Here is a 17,899-nt window from a genome sequence, read left to right as displayed (position 1 = left end):
CCTCACAGGGTGAGCAAGGGGCCCAGGGAGTGACCGCCAACCAGATGCATATGGATGTGATACACCTCCTGCCCGCCATGGCGGTTGCAGTTCATGATGAGGCGATAGCCATCCTCGGCGATGCCCGCCTCAGAGGCCAGCTTGCGCGCCACCGTGAACATGCGGCCAAGGGCCAGCTCGTGTTCGGCTTCGACGTCATTGACCGTCGGGATCAGCACATTGGGAACGATGAGGATATGCGTCGGCGCCTTGGGGAAGATGTCGCGAAAAGCGGTGACCAGATCGTCCTGATACAGGATCTCGGCCGGGATTTCCCTGCGGATGATTTTGCTGAAAATGGTTTCATCGGCCATGGATAACTCCTTGCGTTAAAAAGAAAAATTCAAATTAAGACTCTAAAGAGCCCATTCCATCCCACTGGGCTTCGCCAAGTGTGACACAGGGCGATTTTTGCGACAGCCGTTGTCACAAAGCCTTCAGTTATTGTTAAAAATACCGATAGCGAGAACAGTAAGGATCCCCGGTGCCCACCACGAAGTCCGTAGGGTAACAAAGGGACGGGGGATTCAGGCAAGGGACTTTTGCATCACAGCGGGACAATAATGAAACTAAGTATGTCTGACCTCTCCATCTTGCAGCGGGTCTATCTCGGGTTTGCCATCCTGGTCGCCGTGATGATAGCGAGTTCTGCTTTCACCTTTCACAGCCAGCGCGCACTCGGCCAGGCCCTGCATCAGGTCACCCAGCAATCCATGCCCCTGGTGCAGGCCAGCAGCCAGACCCAGATCAGCCTGCTGAGCGCCAACAAGCGGCTCAACGACGTGCTGACCGAGCAAGATGCCAAGGCGCTACCCGAAGAGATCAGCGCCCTTGAGGCCGCCCAGACCGAGGTCGAGGGTCGCCTCCAGGCCCTGAGCAGCCAGGCCGGCAATGAGCCCCAACTGCAAGCACCGCTCAACGCCCTCAAGGAGCAGGTCGCCAGCTATCAGGCGCTGACCCAAACCCTGCCCACCGAACACCAGGCCCTGCTCAGCCAGCTGCACAAGGTCAATCAGGCCAAGGGACAATTCCAGGTCACCCTGCCCCAGTTCAAGAAAAACCTGAGCGACATGATGGCGGGACAAGAGGACAGCTTTATCAAGATGCTCTCCGAGAAGCTGACCACCCAGCTCTCCACCATCGAGCTCTCCACCATGGATGCCCTCAATCAGAGCATGACGGGCCCCATCGAAGCGGCGCTCAAGCGCAACAAGATGCAGATTGGCGGCTTCAACGGCACCATCGCCGATCTGGAAAAAGAGCTGCCCAGCTTCGACAACGACGTCGGTCACAACGTGCGCGCCTTCGTGCGCGACACCACCGCCAGCGACGGCCTGCTCGGCCAGTATCAGGCCCTGATGACGCAACAAGCCGCCCTGCTGGAGAAGAGCAAGCAGGCCAGCCAGCTCATCATCGCCATCCAGGAACAGCTCGATGCCATCACGGCCCAGAGCCAGCAACTGATGAATGCCAGCATTGCCGCCTCGGAACAGGTACAGCAGCGCAGCACCCTCTCCCAGGGGGTCAGCATAGTGCTCGCCATCCTGGTCGCCATCCTGGTCGCTCTCACCCTGGGCCGGGCCATCCGCCGCCCACTCAAGGAGCTGCTGCGGGTACTGACCGACGTGACCCAGGGGGACATGACACTGCGGGTCGGCTTCAAGAGCCGCAACGAATTTGGTCAGCTCGGCAGTCAGGTCAACCTGCTGATCGCCCAGATGAGCGAGGTCCTCACCCAGCTGAGCCAGGCCTCGACCCAGCTCAATGATGCCGCCCACGGCAACCGCCACACCACGGAGTCGGTGCGTGCGGATCTGGAGACCCAGCGTCAGGAGACCGCCTCGGTCGCCGCCGCCATGACCGAGATGGAAGCCTCGGTGCGCGAGGTTGCCCAGGCGGCCAACCAGACCCTGGAGCGGGTGATGGATGTGGAGAAAGCCTCCGAAACCGGACGCCAGGTGATGGCGGGCAATATCAGCACCACCCACCAGCTGGCGGGCAAGTTGCAGCAGACCGGGGCTGTCATCGCCGAGGTCAGCACCATGAGCGGCCAGATTGGCAACATTCTCGACGTCATTCGCGGCATTGCCGATCAGACCAATCTGCTGGCGCTCAATGCCGCCATCGAGGCAGCCCGGGCCGGCGAACAGGGCCGTGGCTTCGCCGTGGTGGCCGACGAGGTGCGCAGTCTGGCGGGCCGCACCTCCCAATCCACCAGCGAGATCCAGACCATGATAGAGAACCTGCAACAAGGGGTCGCCAAGGCGGTGACCGTGATGCAGGAGTGCTCCCATGAGATGGACAGCTGCATGAGCCAGAGTTTCCAGGCCAACAACGCCATGGAGGAGGTGCAGGGGATAGTGGTGCTCATCAGCGACATGTCGAGCCAGATAGCCTCGGCCGCCGAGCAGCAGCAGGCGACCAGCGCCGACATCGCCACCAACCTCAATCGCATCTCGGATATCTCGGATCTCAACTACCAGGGCATCGCCCGGGTGGCCGAGACCAGCCAGCAACTCGATGCCCTGGCCGAGCAGCAGGAGAGCCTGGTCAAGCGGTTCCGGCTCAGTGCCTGATCGCCTCTGACGGCGCCCCCAGCAACAACAAGGCCCCTTTCGGGGCCTTGTTGTTTATCCATGGCGCATCAGGCGTAGGCGATGGCGCCCTTGCCCACCCCTTCATAGGCGACAATCTTGACGAACTTGTCCCCCACCTGCTTCTTCACTTCACGGGCAATATGGTGGGCAAGCAGTTCGATGGTGGTGTCGGTGTCGATCATCTCCACCTCGCTTCTGACCATGGCGAGCTGGAACAGCCCCTGGGGGGCCACATACTTGAAACCGATGTGCTGCTCGCCAAGCAGTGGCGCGGCGACGGCGCTCAGGGCCAGTTCGGCCAGGGGAACTTCGTCCTCGGCGGTGCCGAGGTAGATATCGGCCCACCCCTCGGCCCAATTCTGTTCAAGCTCTTCATCACGCTCCCCTTCCACCTCTATCTCGATGGGAGAACGATGACCGTGGGCGATGCGCTGGCAGTTGCCATCGTGTTTCTTGAGGCCATGGCTGTAGTGATAGAAGGCACCGGCAATGGCTTCGTGGCGCAGGGTCAGCGACAGATCCCGGATATTGCCCGGCAGCTCCTTGGCCAGTACCGCCAGCAGGTAGCGGGTCACCGACTCCTTGTCGACCTGGGCACCGGGGATAAAGGCAAAGGCCTCCCCCGGACAGCGCAGGTGGATGGAGCTGCCCTGGCGCAGCAAGTCGACGCACTGCTCGCCCCCGGCCAGACTCTCGATGCGCACCAGGGCGTTGTCTGCCGGGACCAGCAGTTTGTGGTCCACTTCGCGGTCGATGATCGCCTTGATAAGCTTCTTCACCCGCCCAAAATCGAGCAGCATGCTCATCTCGTTGAGCTCGCCGCCCAGCTCCACGTCCACCAGCCAGCTCTCACCCACCATGCCACGGCGTTCACACAGGTAGCTGGAGTCGATCACGGTCAAATCTCTTACAAATAACTTCATTACTCAGGCCTTGCTACAGAGTAGGGACAGATTGCGCTATTATGACCCGCGCTCACCGACAAAGGAACTGGACCCGCCATGAACACATTGCTTATCAAGAACGCAACCCTGGTCAACGAAGGGCGCATCTACGCCTCCGATGTGCTGATCGAGGGCGAGCGTATCAAGAAGATCGCCCCCCAGATCGATGCCCCGGACGCCGTGGTGATCGATGCGGCAGGCCGCCATCTGATCCCCGGCATGATTGACGATCAGGTCCATTTTCGTGAGCCGGGTCTGACCCACAAAGGCACCATAGCGAGCGAGTCCCGCGCCGCCGTGGCCGGTGGCACCACCAGCTTCATGGAGATGCCCAACGTCAATCCCCAGACCACCACCATCGACGCCCTGGAAGCCAAGTACGAGATCGCCGCCAAAGGCTCTGCCGCCAACTACAGCTTCTATCTGGGTGCCACCAACGACAACCTGGAAGAGATCAAGAAGCTCGATCCCAAGCAGTCCTGCGGCATCAAGATCTTCATGGGCGCCTCCACCGGCAACATGCTGGTCGACAACCAGGAGACCCTGGCTGCCATCTTCCGGGAGAGTCCGGTGATGATAGTGACCCACTGCGAAGACACGCCGTCTATCAAGGTGCTCGAAGACGAGGCCCGCGCCAAGTGGGGCGAGGATGTGCCGATGCGCGAGCACGGTCGCATCCGCAGCGCCGATGCCTGCTACAAATCCTCCAGCATGGCGGTGGGCCTGGCGAAAAAATACGGCGCCAAACTGCACGTGCTGCATCTGACCACGGCAAAAGAGCTGTCGCTCTTCACCGCCAGCCCGGACTTGAAGGAGCTCAAGGACAAGAACATCACCGCCGAGGTGTGTGTGCATCATCTGTTCTTCAACGAGGCGGACTACGACACCCTGGGCAGCCAGATCAAGTGCAACCCGGCGGTGAAGAGCGCGGCCGATCAGCACGCGCTGCTCGATGCGGTGCGCAACGATGTGCTCGACATCATCGCCACCGACCACGCCCCCCACACCTGGGAAGAGAAGCAGAACAGCTACTTCAAGGCGCCGTCCGGCATCCCGCTGGTGCAGCACTCCATGCAGGCCCTGCTCGAGCTCTACCACAACGGCGTCTTCTCCCTGGAAACTATCGTCAAGAAGACCTCCCACGCGGTGGCCGAGCGCTTCCAGGTGCAGGATCGCGGCTACATCCGCGAAGGCTACTTCGCCGACCTGGTGCTGCTGGATCTGGGCAAGCCCTATGTGGTCAATGACGACAACCTGCTCTATCTGTGCGGCTGGTCGCCCTTCAACGGCTATCGCTTCCAGAGCAGCATAGAGATGACCCTGGTGAATGGTCAGATTGCCTGGCAGAACGGTCAGGTCACCGACCAGGTATTGGGCAAACGGCTGACCTTTAACCGCTGACAGCGAGGGAAGCGATAGCCATTCAAAGGCTGTCGCTCCCAACCCCATTGGCATGAAGATGACAGGCAGATCACCCGGCAAAACGGTCAGTTCACCGGCTTGCCATTGGGCAAACGGCTGACCTTTAACCGTTAATTGCGTGCAAAGCAGGCGAACGCGTCAAAGTCGCTGTTTGCTGGTTGACAGGGGGGGGCCATCTCCATAAACTCAGCCCCCGTCAGCCAAGCTGACGCAGTCGGCGTGTAGCGCAGCCAGGTAGCGCACTGTCATGGGGTGTCAGGGGTCGGAGGTTCGAATCCTCTCACGCCGACCATCATTCCCCGAGAAAGGCCCAATCAGCAGATTGGGCCTTTTTTTATCCGCGATCCTTCCCCTCCCCCTTTTCCCTCATCACGGATGGCATTGACCCTCTCCCTGCTCTCCTCCAGCCAGGTGGATGATTGCCCAAAACCGATCCCTGTGTTGTGATCAGCTATCGTCTCTGCCCAGGGTTTATCTCATGCCATCTTGTCGTTCTCCTCTGCCCTCTCTCCTGCTGGTCTGCGCCCTGCTCTTGGGCGGCTGCGCGACCCCCTATGACAGTGAGAAGTCAATGTGGAATGGTCAGACTGGCTTCTCCCAGACCCAGCTCGGCCCGGATCGCTGGCAGATAGAGTTCGTCGGCAACGATCTGGTGGACAGGGAGACGGCGCGCAAATACGTGCTCAAACGCGCCGGGGAACTGGCCCTGTCCAGAGGCTATGGCTGGATAGAGGTATTGAGTCTGGAGATTGCCCGGGATGCCGTGCGCGCGACCCCCCGTCGCCCTCAGTTTGGTTTCGATGAGTACGAGCCAGACACCTTCATGGAGCAGTTGCATGTCGAGCATCGCATCTCTGCCCTGCTCAACCTGCGCCTGCGTCACCAGGCCAAGGGGGATGGCAGCTTGTCAGCCGAATATCTCAATAAAATAACAATTAACAACAGTAAATAGTAACAATCAATTAAATAACATCCTTAATACACCTAAGACCAGTATGAAAAGTGTGACTCGACGCTGGTGTTAGTGCTCGCCTTTGGGCATGCTGCAAACCGTGATCGCCCTCCTCTGGCGATCTGGCACGGCTGTCGTGGCACTCGCCACCCCATCCCGACTCCTTGCGTTGCCCGGATCTCTCCCCATGAAAATGAACAAGCTGACCCTCGCCATCCTGATCGCCATGCTGCTTGGCATCGCCACCGGTCAGGGTTATCGACTCTTTGCCCCCGGCGAAGCCCCCGCTTTTGCAGACAATGTCACCCTGCTCACCGACATCTTCCTGCGCCTCATCAAGATGATCATCGCCCCCCTGGTGTTCACCACCCTGGTGGTCGGTATCGCCAAGATGGGGGATACCCGCACCGTCGGCCGGATCGGCGCCAAGACCCTCGGCTGGTTTATGCTCGCCTCCCTGCTCTCCCTGAGCCTGGGGCTGCTCATGGTCACCCTGATGCAGCCGGGCAGCGGCCTCTCCTTGCCTCTGCCACCCGAGTCCGCCAGCAGCGGCATCAGCGCCGCCAGCCTGAGCCTGCGCGACTTTATCGCTCATGCCATCCCCAAGAGCCTGATCGAGGCCATGGCCAACAACGAGATCCTGCAAATCGTGGTGTTCTCACTGTTCTTCGGTCTGGCCGCCGCCGCACTCGGTGATGCCGCCAAGCCGGTGGTGATGCTGCTGGCAAGCAGCGCCGAGATCATGCTCAAGGTGACCGGCTATGTGATGAATTTCGCTCCCTTTGCCGTCTTTGCCGCCATCTCGGCCATGGTCGCCAAGGAGGGGCTCGGCATCCTCGCCACCTATGGCAGCTTCATGGCCCAGTTCTATCTGGCCCTGGCCTGTCTCTGGCTGCTGCTCATCGCCATGGGCAGCCTCTTCCTGCGCCAGCGCACCCCGCGCCTGCTGGCCCTGATCCGCGAACCCGTGCTGCTCGCCTTCTCGACCGCCAGCTCGGAGGCGGCCTATCCCAAGACGCTGCAACGCCTCGAGTGGTTCGGCTGTGACAAGCGCATCGCCAGCTTCGTGCTGCCCATGGGTTACTCCTTCAATCTGGATGGCTCCATGATGTACTGCACCTTTGCGGTCATGTTCATCGCCCAGGCCTATGGCATCGAGCTCTCCTTCGCCCAGCAGGTGACCATGTTGCTGCTGCTCATGGTCACCTCCAAGGGGATGGCCGGGGTGCCACGGGCCTCCCTGGTAGTGATTGCCGCCACCCTCAACCAGTTCCATATCCCGGAGGCGGGTGTCCTGCTGCTGCTCGGCATAGACCACTTCCTCGACATGGGTCGCTCCGCTACCAATGTGCTCGGCAACGCCATCGCCGCCTGCGTGATCGCCAAGACCGAGGATTGTCTGGAAGAGGAGACCCAAGCGCCCCATGCCGCCTCGAAAGAGGCTCGCCAACCCGTTTGATGAGGGGCGAGGTTCGCTCCGTCAATGGCTCAACGCCCGGCTGTGCCCCCTCCCGCCCCGAGACGGGGCACAGCCGGGCATTTGTCCCCTGTCTTGCTCCCCTTCAGCCTCTGATCACCTCAGGGAAACGTGACCTAAAGACGTGCCACAAAGAGCACCATACGGTACACTCCCATCCGGGTCCAAACCCCGTTAAATACATAAAAATCAATAACAAGGCATTTATTAGCCACTGGTAGCATCCAGGGGCGGATCCCGATCTGCCCCTCGATGCCCAGCCGCCTCGCCTCAACAAAACAGGACATCCCATGAACAAGAAAACCCTGCTCGCGACCCTGATCTTCGGCCTGATGGCTGGCCAGGCCGTTGCCGCCCCTTACCTGCCCCAGGCGGACGATCAACGCAATGGCCAGCAATACAGCGCCGCCAATGCCTGGCTGGAAGTGGATCTGGCAGCCTTCGATCACAACCTGCAGACCCTCAAGACTCGCCTCGGTGACAAGGGCCCGCAGATCTGCGCCATCATGAAGGCCGACGCCTATGGTCACGGCATCGATCTGCTGGTGCCCTCGGTGGTTGCCGCCGGCATCCCCTGCATCGGCATCGCCAGCAACGAAGAGGCCCGCGTGGCACGGGACAAGGGCTTCACCGGTCGTCTGATGCGAGTCCGCGCCGCGACCCCGGCCGAAGTCGAGCAGGCGGTGCCTTACAAGCTCGAAGAGCTGGTCGGCGGCCTGGAAAACGCGACCATCATCAGCGAGATAGCCCAGCGCCACCAGACCCGGATACCGGTGCACATTGGCCTCAACTCGGCAGGCATGAGCCGTAACGGTCTGGATCTGCGCGCCCAGGATGCCAAGGGTGAAGCCCTGGCCATACTCGGCCTCAAGGGGATCACCCCGGTCGGCATCATGACCCACTTCCCGGTGGAGGAGAAAGAGGACGTCAAGCTGGGTCTGGCCCAGTTCAAGCTCGATTCCCAGTGGCTGATCGAGGCGGGCAAGCTGGATCGCAGCAAGCTTACCCTGCACTGCGCCAACTCTTTCGCCACCCTGGAAGTGCCCGAAGCACATCTGGACATGGTTCGCCCGGGCGGCCTCATCTATGGCGACTCCATCCCCTCCTACACCGAATACAAACGCGTCATGGCCTTCAAGAGCCAGGTAGCGGCAGTCAGTCACTTCCCGGCGGGCAACACGGTCGGCTACGATCGCACCTTCACCCTCAAGCGGGACTCCGTGCTGGCCAACCTGCCGATGGGCTACTCGGACGGCTATCGCCGCGCCATGAGCAACAAGGCCTCCGTGCTCATCAACGGCCAGAAGGCCCCGGTGGTGGGCAAGACCTCCATGAACACCGTCATGGTCGATGTGACCGACATCAAGGGGGTCAAACCCGGTGATGAGGTGGTGATGTTTGGCCGTCAGGGGGATAACGAGATTAAACAGGCAGATCTGGAAGAGTACAATGGCGCCCTGCTGGCGGACATGTACACCGTCTGGGGTTACAGCAACCCGCGCATCATCAAGCGTTAATCCTGCCGCCCCTGTGGCACGGCGCGCGAGCGGGCAATCAATGCCCATAGAAAAGGGCTCCCTTAGGAGCCCTTTTCATTTCATTATCCTCTGGCACCGCCGCCGTTATACCCGCGCGCCAGGGCTGCGGATCAGCTCGCCGATTTGACTTGCTTGCGCGTCAGCCAGAGGCTGAGCCCCATGCTGAGCACCAGTATGCTGGCCACCACCCCCAGGGCTACCCCGGTCGGGATCTTGAAGATGTCGAGCAGCAGCATCTTGACTCCGATAAACATCAGGATGAAGGCCAGGCCGTATTTCAGCAGGCTGAAACGCTCGGCCACACCGGCCAGCAGGAAGTACATGGCCCGCAGCCCCATGATGGCGAAGATATTGGAGGTGAGCACGATGAAGGGATCCGTGGTCACCGCGAAGATGGCCGGGATGCTGTCCACCGCGAAGATGAGGTCACTCACTTCAACCAGCACCAGGATCAGCAGCAGCGGCGTGGCGTAGCGCACACCATCACGCCAGACGAAGAAGTTCTCCCCTTCCAGCTGCTCGGTCACCTTGACGCGACGGCGCATCCAGTTCAACAAGGGGTTGTTGGCAAGATCCGGCTCCTTGTCGGCCGCCCACAGCATCTTGGCACCGGTCAGCAGCAAGAAGGCGCCGAACAGATACAAGATCCAGTGGAACTGCTCGATGAGCCAGCTGCCCGCAAACACCATGCCAGCCCGCATCACGATGGCGCCCAATACCCCGTACAGCAGCACCCTGCGCTGCAGCTCGGCCGGGATCGCAAAATAGCCAAACAGCATCAGCCAGACAAAGACGTTGTCCACCGCCAGTGCCTTCTCGATGAGGTAGCCGGAGAGGAACTCCAACCCCTTCTGGTTCGCCATCTCGCGACCCATATTCACATCAACCCAGTACCAGATGGCCAGGTTGAAGAGCAGCGCCATGCTCACCCAGACCAGGGACCAGGCTCCCGCCTCCTTGAGGGAAACCTTATGAGACTTGCCGCCCCCCACGAAACGTAAATCGACCCAGAGCAGGGTCAACACCAGGGCGAAGAACCCCAACCACATCCACCATTCACCCATTGTGTCCTCCTTAAAAACGACAAAACCCATGACCGGAGGCATGGGTTCGCGTTTGGAGCAGATACACCTTGCCTCTCGGCAAGGTCTCACTTACAGCCTTGGCTGCCCGGGTGCCGGGTGCTTTGCGCTGCAAAGACACCGTAATGACGACAGACCGGCGAGAAGTTACTCCCCTTGTGCCGCGGATACTAGCAGGCCCTCCTGGTGCTGCCAAGTGCCTGATAAAGATATAGCAATCCGATGAGCGGATCGGCCCGTACCCAGCGCCTCCCCCCGCAGCAGCAGGGGCATCCATAAAGAAGGGCGCCCAGAGGCGCCCTGTTATCTGCATGACGGCGATACGTCAGAGCGGGTCTGCCTTGAGGCAAGAGACGGCGTGGTCGAAGTTCCCCTCAAGCACAGGCCGGGTCTTGGCGCACTCGGGACCGGCCACCGGGCAGCGGGTACGGAACACGCAGCCGGACGGCGGATTCATCGGCGACGGCAAGTCCCCTTCCAGGATCTGGATCACCTTGCTGCGCTCCAGATCAGGATCCGGTACCGGCACCGCCGACATCAGCGCCTTGGTGTAGGGGTGCAGAGGATTGGCGTAGATCTCCTTGCCCTTGCCCAACTCCACCGCATTGCCCAGATACATCACCAGCACCCGATCCGAAATATGCTTCACCACGGACAAGTCATGGGCGATGAAGATGAGCGACAGCCCCATCTCCTTCTGGATGGACTTGAGCAGATTCACCACCTGCGCCTGGATGGAGACATCCAGCGCCGAGACCGGCTCGTCACAGATGATCATCTTGGGTTCGAGGATCAGGGCCCGGGCGATACCGATGCGTTGACACTGACCGCCGGAGAACTCATGGGGGTAGCGGTTGACCAGGTTGGGCAACAGCCCCACCTTGGTCATCATGGCGCGCACCTTGCCCTCCACCTCGCTCCTGGAGAGCTTGGGATAGAAGGTGATAAGGGGCTCGGCGATGATATCCCCTATGGTCATGCGCGGATTCAAGGAGGCGAGCGGGTCCTGGAAGATCATCTGGATCTCCTTGCGCTTCTCACGCAGGGCCTTCTGATCGAGCTTGGTCAAGTCGTTACCCAGCCAGACCACCTTGCCGTCCGTGGCGGGCACCAGGCCAATCAGCGCCCGGGCAAAGGTGGACTTGCCACAGCCGGACTCCCCCACTACGCCCAGGGTCTCCCCTTCATACAGACGCAGAGTCACCCCATCGACCGCTTTGAGGGTCGAGGGCTTGGCCCAGGGCCAGGCCTTGTCACTCTTGATGCTGAAGTGGACTTTGAGGTCGGACACTTCCAGCAGCAGTTTCTTGTCAGTACCCATTTAGTTCACTCCCTTGACCATGGCATCCGATACCCAGTGGCACGCGCGAGCGCGGCCATCGTTGAAGGGCAGCAAGAGCGGCGACTCCTGACCGCAGATCTCGCTGGCCCTGTGGCAGCGCTCCTGGAAGGGGCAGCCTTTGGGCAGACGCAGCAGGTTGGGCGGGTTGCCCGGAATGGTCGGCAAGATCTCCCCCTCGGTGTCGAGGCGGGGAATGGCACGCAGCAGCCCCTCGGTATAGGGGTGGCTAGGACGGTAGAAGATGTCGTTGACCTTGCCGTACTCCATGGTGCGGCCGGCATACATCACCAGCACCTTGTCGCAGATCCCCGCCACCACGCCCAAGTCGTGGGTGATCATGACGATGGAGGTGTTGAACTCGCGCTTGAGCTCGTTCATCAGGGTCATGATCTGGGCCTGTACCGTCACGTCCAGCGCCGTGGTCGGCTCATCGGCGATGAGCAGTTGCGGGCGGCAGAGCAGCGCCATGGCGATCATCACCCGCTGACGCATGCCACCGGAGAACTCATGCGGATACATGTTCATCCGCTGGCGCGACTCGGGGATCTTCACCGCATCGAGCATGCGCACCGACTCCTCGAAGGCCGCAGCCTTGCTCATCCCCTTGTGTTGTATCAGCACTTCCATCAGCTGATCCTTCACCTTCATGTAGGGATTGAGCGAGGTCATGGGATCCTGGAAGATCATCGCTATCTTCTCGGAGCGGATCTTGTTGAGCTTGTGCTCCGGCAGGTTGAGGATCTCCTCCCCCTGGAACTTGGCCGAGCCGGTGATGATGCCGTTCTTGGCGAGCAGGCCCATGATGGCGAAGGCCGTCTGAGACTTGCCTGAACCAGATTCTCCCACTATTCCCAGAGTCTCACCGGCCGAGAGGGAGAAGTTGAGATCGTTGACCGCCACCACATTGCCGTCCGGGGTCTTGAACTCGACCCGCAGATCTTTTACATCCAGTAATTTCATAAAAATTCCTTATCGAACCTCGTGGCTCTTATCAATCCTTCGGGATGCATGACCAGACCATGGGCGCCTGTTAGCACGCCCTGGCTGCACGTTTAGCGATCCTTGGGATCGAGCGCGTCACGCAGACCATCCCCGAGGAAGTTGAAGCAAAACAGGGTCACCACCATGAAACCGGCGGGGAACAAGAGTTGCCAGAGGGCCACTTCCATCGACTTGGAGCCTTCATCTAGCAGGGCACCCCAACTGGTCATGGGCTCCTGCACACCGAGGCCTAAGAAGCTCAGGAAAGATTCAAACATGATCATGCCAGGCACCAGCAGGGTGGCGTAAACGGCCACTATGCCGAGCACGTTCGGTACTATGTGCCGGGTGATGATCTTCCACTTGGAGACGCCACAGACATGGGCCGCCTCGATGAACTCCTTGCTCTTGAGGCTCAGGGTCTGGCCGCGGACGATCCGCGCCATGTCGAGCCAGCTCACCGCGCCGATGGCGATGAAGATGAGCGCCAGGTTGCGGCCGAAGAAGGTCACCAGCATGATCACGAAGAACATGAAGGGGAAGGCGTTGAGGATCTCCAGTACCCGCATCATCAGGCTGTCGACCCGACCGCCGATAAAGCCGGAGGCGGCGCCATACAGGGTGCCGATGATGACGGCCACCAGGGCGCCCATGATGCCGACCATCAGCGAGATACGCCCGCCGAGCAGGGTCCGCACGAAGAGATCCCGGCCCAGGCTGTCGGTGCCAAACCAGTGTCCCGTCTCCAGAGCCGGGGCCGATTGCATGGCGCCCCAATCCGGATCGTCGAAGGTATATTGGGACAGATGCGGGCCTATGATGACCGCCAGACCGATGATGGTCAGGATGATCAGGCTCACCAGCGCCGCTCTGTTGCGCAGGAAACGGCGACGGGCATCTTTCCACAGGGAACGCCCCTCCACCACATCCACTTTCTGTGCGAAGGCTTCGAGTACTTCACGCTTTTCACTATTTACAACCATGATGCACTCCCGGCTTAGTAACGGATCTTGGGATCGATGAAGGCATAGAGAATATCGACCACGGCGTTAAAGGTGATGGTCAAGGCGCCGACCAGAATGGTCAGACCGAGCACCATGGAGTAGTCACGGTTAAGGGCGCCGTTGACGAACAGCTGGCCAATGCCTGGCAGGCCGAAGATGGTCTCGATGACCACGGATCCGGTGATGATGCCGACGAAGGCCGGGCCCAGGTAGGAGACCACCGGCAGCATGGCCGGGCGCAGGGCGTGCTTGAGAATGATGTGGTGCAGCGGCAGCCCCTTGGCGCGGGCGGTGCGGATAAAGTTGGAGTTCATGGTCTCTATCATGCTGCCGCGCATGATGCGCGAGATGGCGGAGATGTAGTACATCATCATGCCAAACACCGGCAGCACCATGAACTGGATGCCGCCGCCCTGCCAGCCACCGGCCGGGAACCAGCCCAGATAGATACTGAAGAAGAGCACCAATAACGGCGCCAGTACGAAGCCCGGGATCACCACCCCGGCCATGGCCGACGACATCAGCAGATAATCGATGAGGGTGTTCTGTTTAAGGGCGGCAATGGTGCCGAACGTTACCCCCAGCAAGACGGCAAAGAAGAAGGCCGATGCTCCTATCTTGGCGGACACTGGCAACGCCTGGCTCACCAGATCGTTGACGCTGAAGTCTTTGTATTTGAACGAGGGGCCCAAATCACCCTGTACCAGGTTGCCCAGGTAGGTGAGGTATTGGGTGCCTATGGGTTTATCCAGACCATATTTGGCCTCGATATTCGCCAGGACTTCCGGCGGCAATGCCCGTTCGCTGGTAAAGGGGTTACCGGGGGCGAAGCGCATCATGAAGAAGGAGACGGTGATCAAGACCAGCAGGGTCGGGATCGCTTCCAATAGACGTTTAAGGATGAATTTCAACATAGACATGTCCTGTCCTGTACTGCTTCCAAAGGGTCGCGGTTTTAATTTAAAGGCCCGCCGTCTGGCGGGCCTGCTTGTTATGCGACTTTTTTATTGTACTCAGTGAGCGATGATGTACATGTCCTTGCTGTACAGGTTATCCAGCGGGTTGGCCGGGTAGCCGCCCACATAGGGTTTCACCATACGGGAGGTCACGTACTGATAGATGGGCGCAATCGGCATGTCCTTGGCCAGGATGTCTTCGGCCTGAACATAGAGCTTGTTGCGGGAGACCTCATCCACCTGGTCACGGGACTCAGCCATCAGCTTGTCGAATGTCGGGTTGGAGTACTTGCCGTCGTTGTTGCCGTGGGTGGTCTGCATCAGATCCAGCATGGAGGAGGCTTCGTTGTAGTCCGCAATCCAGCCGCGACGAGCCACATCAAACTGACCCTGCTTGAGGGTTTCCAGGTAAGTCTTCCACTCCTGGTTCACCAGGCTCACCTGCACCCCCAGCTTCTTCCACATGGAGGCGACGGCCACGGCCACCTTCTTGTGGTTGTCATCGGTGTTGTAGAGCAGCTCGAACTTGAGCGGGTTGCCCGGGCCGTAGCCGGCCTCTGCCAGCAGCGCCTTGGCCTTGGCATCCAGCTCAGCCTGGCTCAGCTTGGACCAGGCCGGAGCCACCGGCTTGAAGCCGTCCACGAAGTCCGGCACCAGGGCATAACCTGGGGTCTCACCCTTGCCCATCACCTTCTCGGCGATCACGTTGCGATCGATGGCATAGGTGAGTGCGGTACGCACTCGCACATCGTCATAGGGTTTGCGCTTGGTGTTGAAGGTGTAGTAATAGGTGCCTACATAGCCGCTCACCTGCACCTCGTTCGGGTGCTCCTTCTTCATCTGCTTGAAGCGCTCGATGGGCATGTTGTAGGTGAGATCCACTTCGCCAGCCAGGTAGCGATTCAGTTCGGCATTGGTGGACTGGATGGGCAGATAGGTGACCTTCTCGATCACCGTCTTGGCGTTGTTCCAATAGTTGGGGTTGCGCTCGACATCGACCCGCTCGTTGACCACCCAATCCTTCAGCTTGTAGGCACCGTTGGAAACCATGTTTTCCGGTTGGGTCCACTTGTCACCAAACTTCTCGATCACCGCCTTGGGTACCGGATAAGTGGTGGTGTGAGAGAGCATGCTGACGAAATAGGGAATGGCTTTTTCAAGCTGCACTTCGAAGGTATGGTCATCCGTGGCCTTGACCCCCAGGGTGTCGGCAGGCTGCTTGCCGGCGATGATGGCACTGGCGTTGACTATGGTCGGAATTTCCATGTACCAGGAGTAGGGAGAGCCCGTCTTGGGATCCACGGCGCGCTTGAAGGCGAAGACGAAGTCGTGGGCGGTGACAGGATCGCCATTGGACCACTTGGCATCTTTGCGCAGGTGGAACACGAAGTGTTTGTTGTCCTTGGTTTCCCAGGACTCGGCGACGCCGGGCAGGGTCTCACCCTTGGGACCTGAGCTGACCAGACCCTCGAACAGGTCACGCAGAATATTGGATTCGACCGTTCCTTCGGTCTTGTGTGGATCCAGGGTGGCGGGTTCTGAACCGTTGCCTTTCACCAGGGATTGCTCGGGGGCGAGCTTGGTACCAGCGGGGACGTCGGCGGCCTGAGCCAGGGTGGCTCCACCGAATAGCGCAGCCAATAAAAGGGTATTAATCATTGTTTTTTTATGAGTCATTTCCATTTACTCCAACAAGAACATTCCATGCGTTTGTCATAAATGCGGGCCTGAGCACGCAGTCAGCATAATTCCCTGTCATTTCTGATAATGCAATAGATATCATCAGAGCAGGTCTGGATCCTTGGTTAAATAAACAGCTTTTAAGCAATTATCCAGCATTTAAATAGGCCGAAACGGCGCTTTTATACACAGAGCCGCTCGATTCTAGGAAATGGTTAACGAAAAAGAAACAATAAAAAGCCGGTCACGGGGACCGGCTGGCACAAAACAGACTCAGCTCACATCAGGCTGGGGAAGACTCCCTTGATGCCCGCCACCATGATCTCGATGCCAAGGGACATCATGATGAGGCCCATGATCCGGGTCACCACGTTGATGCCAGTGTTGCCCATCAACTTGAACAGCAAGGGGGCGGCGCGAAAAATCAGCCAGGAGCAGAAGGAGAAGATGGCCACCACCAGCGACATGCCAAGCAGCTGCTGCCAATGGCTCTGACTGGCATAGACGATCACCGAAGAGATGGCCCCCGGACCCGCCATCAGCGGCAGCGCCAGTGGCACCACGGCAATCGACTCGCGGGCGGCCAGCTCCCCTTTCTCCTGCTTGTTGTGTTTCACCTCTCCCAGCTTGCCCTGCAGCATGGACCAGGCGATCAGGGTGATAAGCGACCCCCCTGCGATGCGAAACGACGCCAGCGAAATGCCAAAGCCATCGAGGATCAGTTGCCCCATGTACATGGAGACCAACAGGATCACCATGACGGCAATATTGGCCGTGGTGTTGGTCCTCATCCGCTCGGCCGGTGTCTGATGATTGGTCAAGCTGACGAAGACAGGCAGGAGGCCCAGCGGGTTGATAATGGCGATAAGGCCAATGAAGAACTTCAGATATAACGAAAAATCGATGTCAGCCACGCAAGTCATCCACAGATAAGCGCCCGTTGGGGCCAGCAGGTAAGAAATTGTGCACGAATTTACCTCATAGTTTGTGCGGCCACCAATCAAATAATCTCACGTTCCCCGCCCTCAATAGTTAGTTCCTCTAATGTGTTATCAAATTTCGACATAATCGTTTGTTAAAAAACATTGTGACGATTTAACATTTCGGTAAAATAATTTCGAGTTTTATCTCGCCATCGGATTTGGTAACAAGATTTCATCTCACAAAAAGAGGAGTTTTCAATGATAGATATGGACGTCACCCTGGATTGGCAACTCGATACCCTGCCAGCAACGCTCGTTGCCGGGCTGAGTATGTTTTTCGATCAACTCCCGGTAGATCCCTATATCGACGGTGATTTTCGTCGCCGCCGCTACGGTCGTTTCGAAAAACAGGGCCAGGGCTTTCATCGCCTCGACAACGGCGTCTTCTTCCAAGCCGCCGCCATCAACAAGTTTCTCGGCGACGTGCCCCGCACCTACCCCGATCTGCTGCCCGCCGTTGCCCAGCATGATGCCTTCCTGGCCATGCTCAGCGCCTTCGCACGCCACACGGCACTGGCTGACGGCCGCGAGATAGGCGTGCATCAGATGCGGATCTGCGCCTCCCTCGGCAGCGCAACTCCCCCCGCCCCCGAGGGCGTGCATCAAGATGGCTTCGACTTCATCGGCGTCTTCTTCTGTGGCAGCCAGGGGGTCACGGGCGGGGCCTTGCAGCTTTACCACGGATTAAAAGAACAACCCTTTTTCCAGCAAGCGTTAACAACCGGTGACTATCTGGTGCTCGATGATCGCCGCTTCTACCACAATGCCGCCCCCATCCTCCCCACAGGCCAGCAGGGCCACTGGGATGTCATAGTCCTAACTGCTTGATTTAAATGGCGTGAGATTCGTTCACGCCCCATTCATCCCCCGCCAGCTTAACTCCACAAGCCGATAACATGTTG

15 protein-coding genes and 1 tRNA gene are annotated in these 17,899 nt (G+C 59.3%); 7 read left to right on the top strand and 9 right to left on the bottom strand.

Translation table 11 applies throughout. The features are described from left to right. Positions 1-2: 2 nt before the first annotated feature. The gene (gene hinT, locus M2367_RS04265; protein ID WP_224430650.1) at positions 3-353 is read right to left on the bottom strand and encodes a purine nucleoside phosphoramidase; all 351 of its coding nucleotides are present in this window, start codon (positions 351-353) and stop codon (positions 3-5) included. 261 nt (positions 354-614) lie between these two features. Between hinT and M2367_RS04260 the strand changes: the two genes are divergently transcribed. Next, complete coding sequence (locus M2367_RS04260; RefSeq protein ID WP_259235911.1) at positions 615-2,615, top strand: methyl-accepting chemotaxis protein; 2,001 nt, start codon at positions 615-617, stop codon at positions 2,613-2,615. Between the two features lie 68 nt (positions 2,616-2,683). Here M2367_RS04260 and M2367_RS04255 read toward each other — a convergent pair whose 3' ends face one another. Beyond that, positions 2,684-3,559, bottom strand: a complete 876-nt coding sequence (locus M2367_RS04255; RefSeq protein WP_259235910.1) for a 6-carboxytetrahydropterin synthase — start codon at positions 3,557-3,559, stop codon at positions 2,684-2,686. A 78-nt stretch (positions 3,560-3,637) separates the two neighbouring features. On the opposite strand from M2367_RS04255, the gene M2367_RS04250 reads away from it, so the two are divergent. The 5 genes from M2367_RS04250 (at position 3,638) to alr (ending at position 8,948) form a co-directional block, all read left to right on the top strand. After that, entirely contained in the window at positions 3,638-4,981 is a 1,344-nt protein-coding gene (locus M2367_RS04250; RefSeq protein ID WP_259235909.1) for a dihydroorotase, read from the top strand. A 236-nt stretch (positions 4,982-5,217) separates the two neighbouring features. After that, positions 5,218-5,294 (top strand) — tRNA-Pro (locus M2367_RS04245). A 186-nt stretch (positions 5,295-5,480) separates the two neighbouring features. Beyond that, positions 5,481-5,954 (top strand): CC0125/CC1285 family lipoprotein, encoded by a 474-nt coding sequence (locus M2367_RS04240; RefSeq protein ID WP_259235908.1) that lies wholly within the window; start codon positions 5,481-5,483, stop codon positions 5,952-5,954. A 187-nt stretch (positions 5,955-6,141) separates the two neighbouring features. Then, positions 6,142-7,413 (top strand): dicarboxylate/amino acid:cation symporter, encoded by a 1,272-nt coding sequence (locus M2367_RS04235; protein WP_259235907.1) that lies wholly within the window; start codon positions 6,142-6,144, stop codon positions 7,411-7,413. A 308-nt stretch (positions 7,414-7,721) separates the two neighbouring features. Then, complete coding sequence (gene alr / locus M2367_RS04230) at positions 7,722-8,948, top strand: alanine racemase (protein ID WP_259235906.1); 1,227 nt, start codon at positions 7,722-7,724, stop codon at positions 8,946-8,948. Between the two features lie 131 nt (positions 8,949-9,079). On the opposite strand, the gene M2367_RS04225 is transcribed toward alr, so the two are convergent. The 7 genes from M2367_RS04225 to M2367_RS04195 all read right to left on the bottom strand — a co-directional run bounded on the left by M2367_RS04225 (position 9,080) and on the right by M2367_RS04195 (position 16,928). After that, on the bottom strand, positions 9,080-10,033 hold the full coding sequence (locus tag M2367_RS04225) for a TerC family protein (protein ID WP_259235905.1): 954 nt from the start codon (positions 10,031-10,033) through the stop codon (positions 9,080-9,082). 343 nt (positions 10,034-10,376) lie between these two features. Then, positions 10,377-11,372 carry a murein tripeptide/oligopeptide ABC transporter ATP binding protein OppF gene (gene oppF, locus M2367_RS04220; protein ID WP_042042210.1) on the bottom strand — a complete coding sequence of 332 codons (996 nt, stop codon included), beginning with the start codon at positions 11,370-11,372 and terminating at the stop codon, positions 10,377-10,379. Beyond that, on the bottom strand, positions 11,373-12,353 hold the full coding sequence (locus M2367_RS04215) for an ABC transporter ATP-binding protein (protein ID WP_042042211.1): 981 nt from the start codon (positions 12,351-12,353) through the stop codon (positions 11,373-11,375). Positions 12,354-12,445: 92 nt separating this feature from the next. Continuing rightward, on the bottom strand, positions 12,446-13,357 hold the full coding sequence (gene oppC / locus M2367_RS04210; RefSeq protein ID WP_259235904.1) for an oligopeptide ABC transporter permease OppC: 912 nt from the start codon (positions 13,355-13,357) through the stop codon (positions 12,446-12,448). Between the two features lie 14 nt (positions 13,358-13,371). Further along, the gene (oppB, locus tag M2367_RS04205; RefSeq protein ID WP_042042214.1) at positions 13,372-14,292 is read right to left on the bottom strand and encodes an oligopeptide ABC transporter permease OppB; all 921 of its coding nucleotides are present in this window, start codon (positions 14,290-14,292) and stop codon (positions 13,372-13,374) included. 99 nt (positions 14,293-14,391) lie between these two features. Further along, on the bottom strand, positions 14,392-16,011 hold the full coding sequence (locus tag M2367_RS04200; protein ID WP_259235903.1) for an ABC transporter substrate-binding protein: 1,620 nt from the start codon (positions 16,009-16,011) through the stop codon (positions 14,392-14,394). A 281-nt stretch (positions 16,012-16,292) separates the two neighbouring features. After that, on the bottom strand, positions 16,293-16,928 hold the full coding sequence (locus M2367_RS04195; protein ID WP_005906182.1) for a YchE family NAAT transporter: 636 nt from the start codon (positions 16,926-16,928) through the stop codon (positions 16,293-16,295). A gap of 267 nt (positions 16,929-17,195) precedes the next feature. On the opposite strand from M2367_RS04195, the gene M2367_RS04190 reads away from it, so the two are divergent. Continuing rightward, the gene (locus tag M2367_RS04190; protein ID WP_259235902.1) at positions 17,196-17,825 is read left to right on the top strand and encodes a 2OG-Fe dioxygenase family protein; all 630 of its coding nucleotides are present in this window, start codon (positions 17,196-17,198) and stop codon (positions 17,823-17,825) included. The last annotated feature ends 74 nt before the right edge of the window (positions 17,826-17,899 follow it).

It is taken from the genome of Aeromonas sp. BIGb0445 (assembly GCF_024809075.1).
GTDB classification, from domain to species: Bacteria; Pseudomonadota; Gammaproteobacteria; order Enterobacterales; family Aeromonadaceae; genus Aeromonas; species Aeromonas rivuli.
Note: the sequence above shows the minus strand (reverse complement) of the source record. Positions and strands in the feature narration are given on the sequence as shown.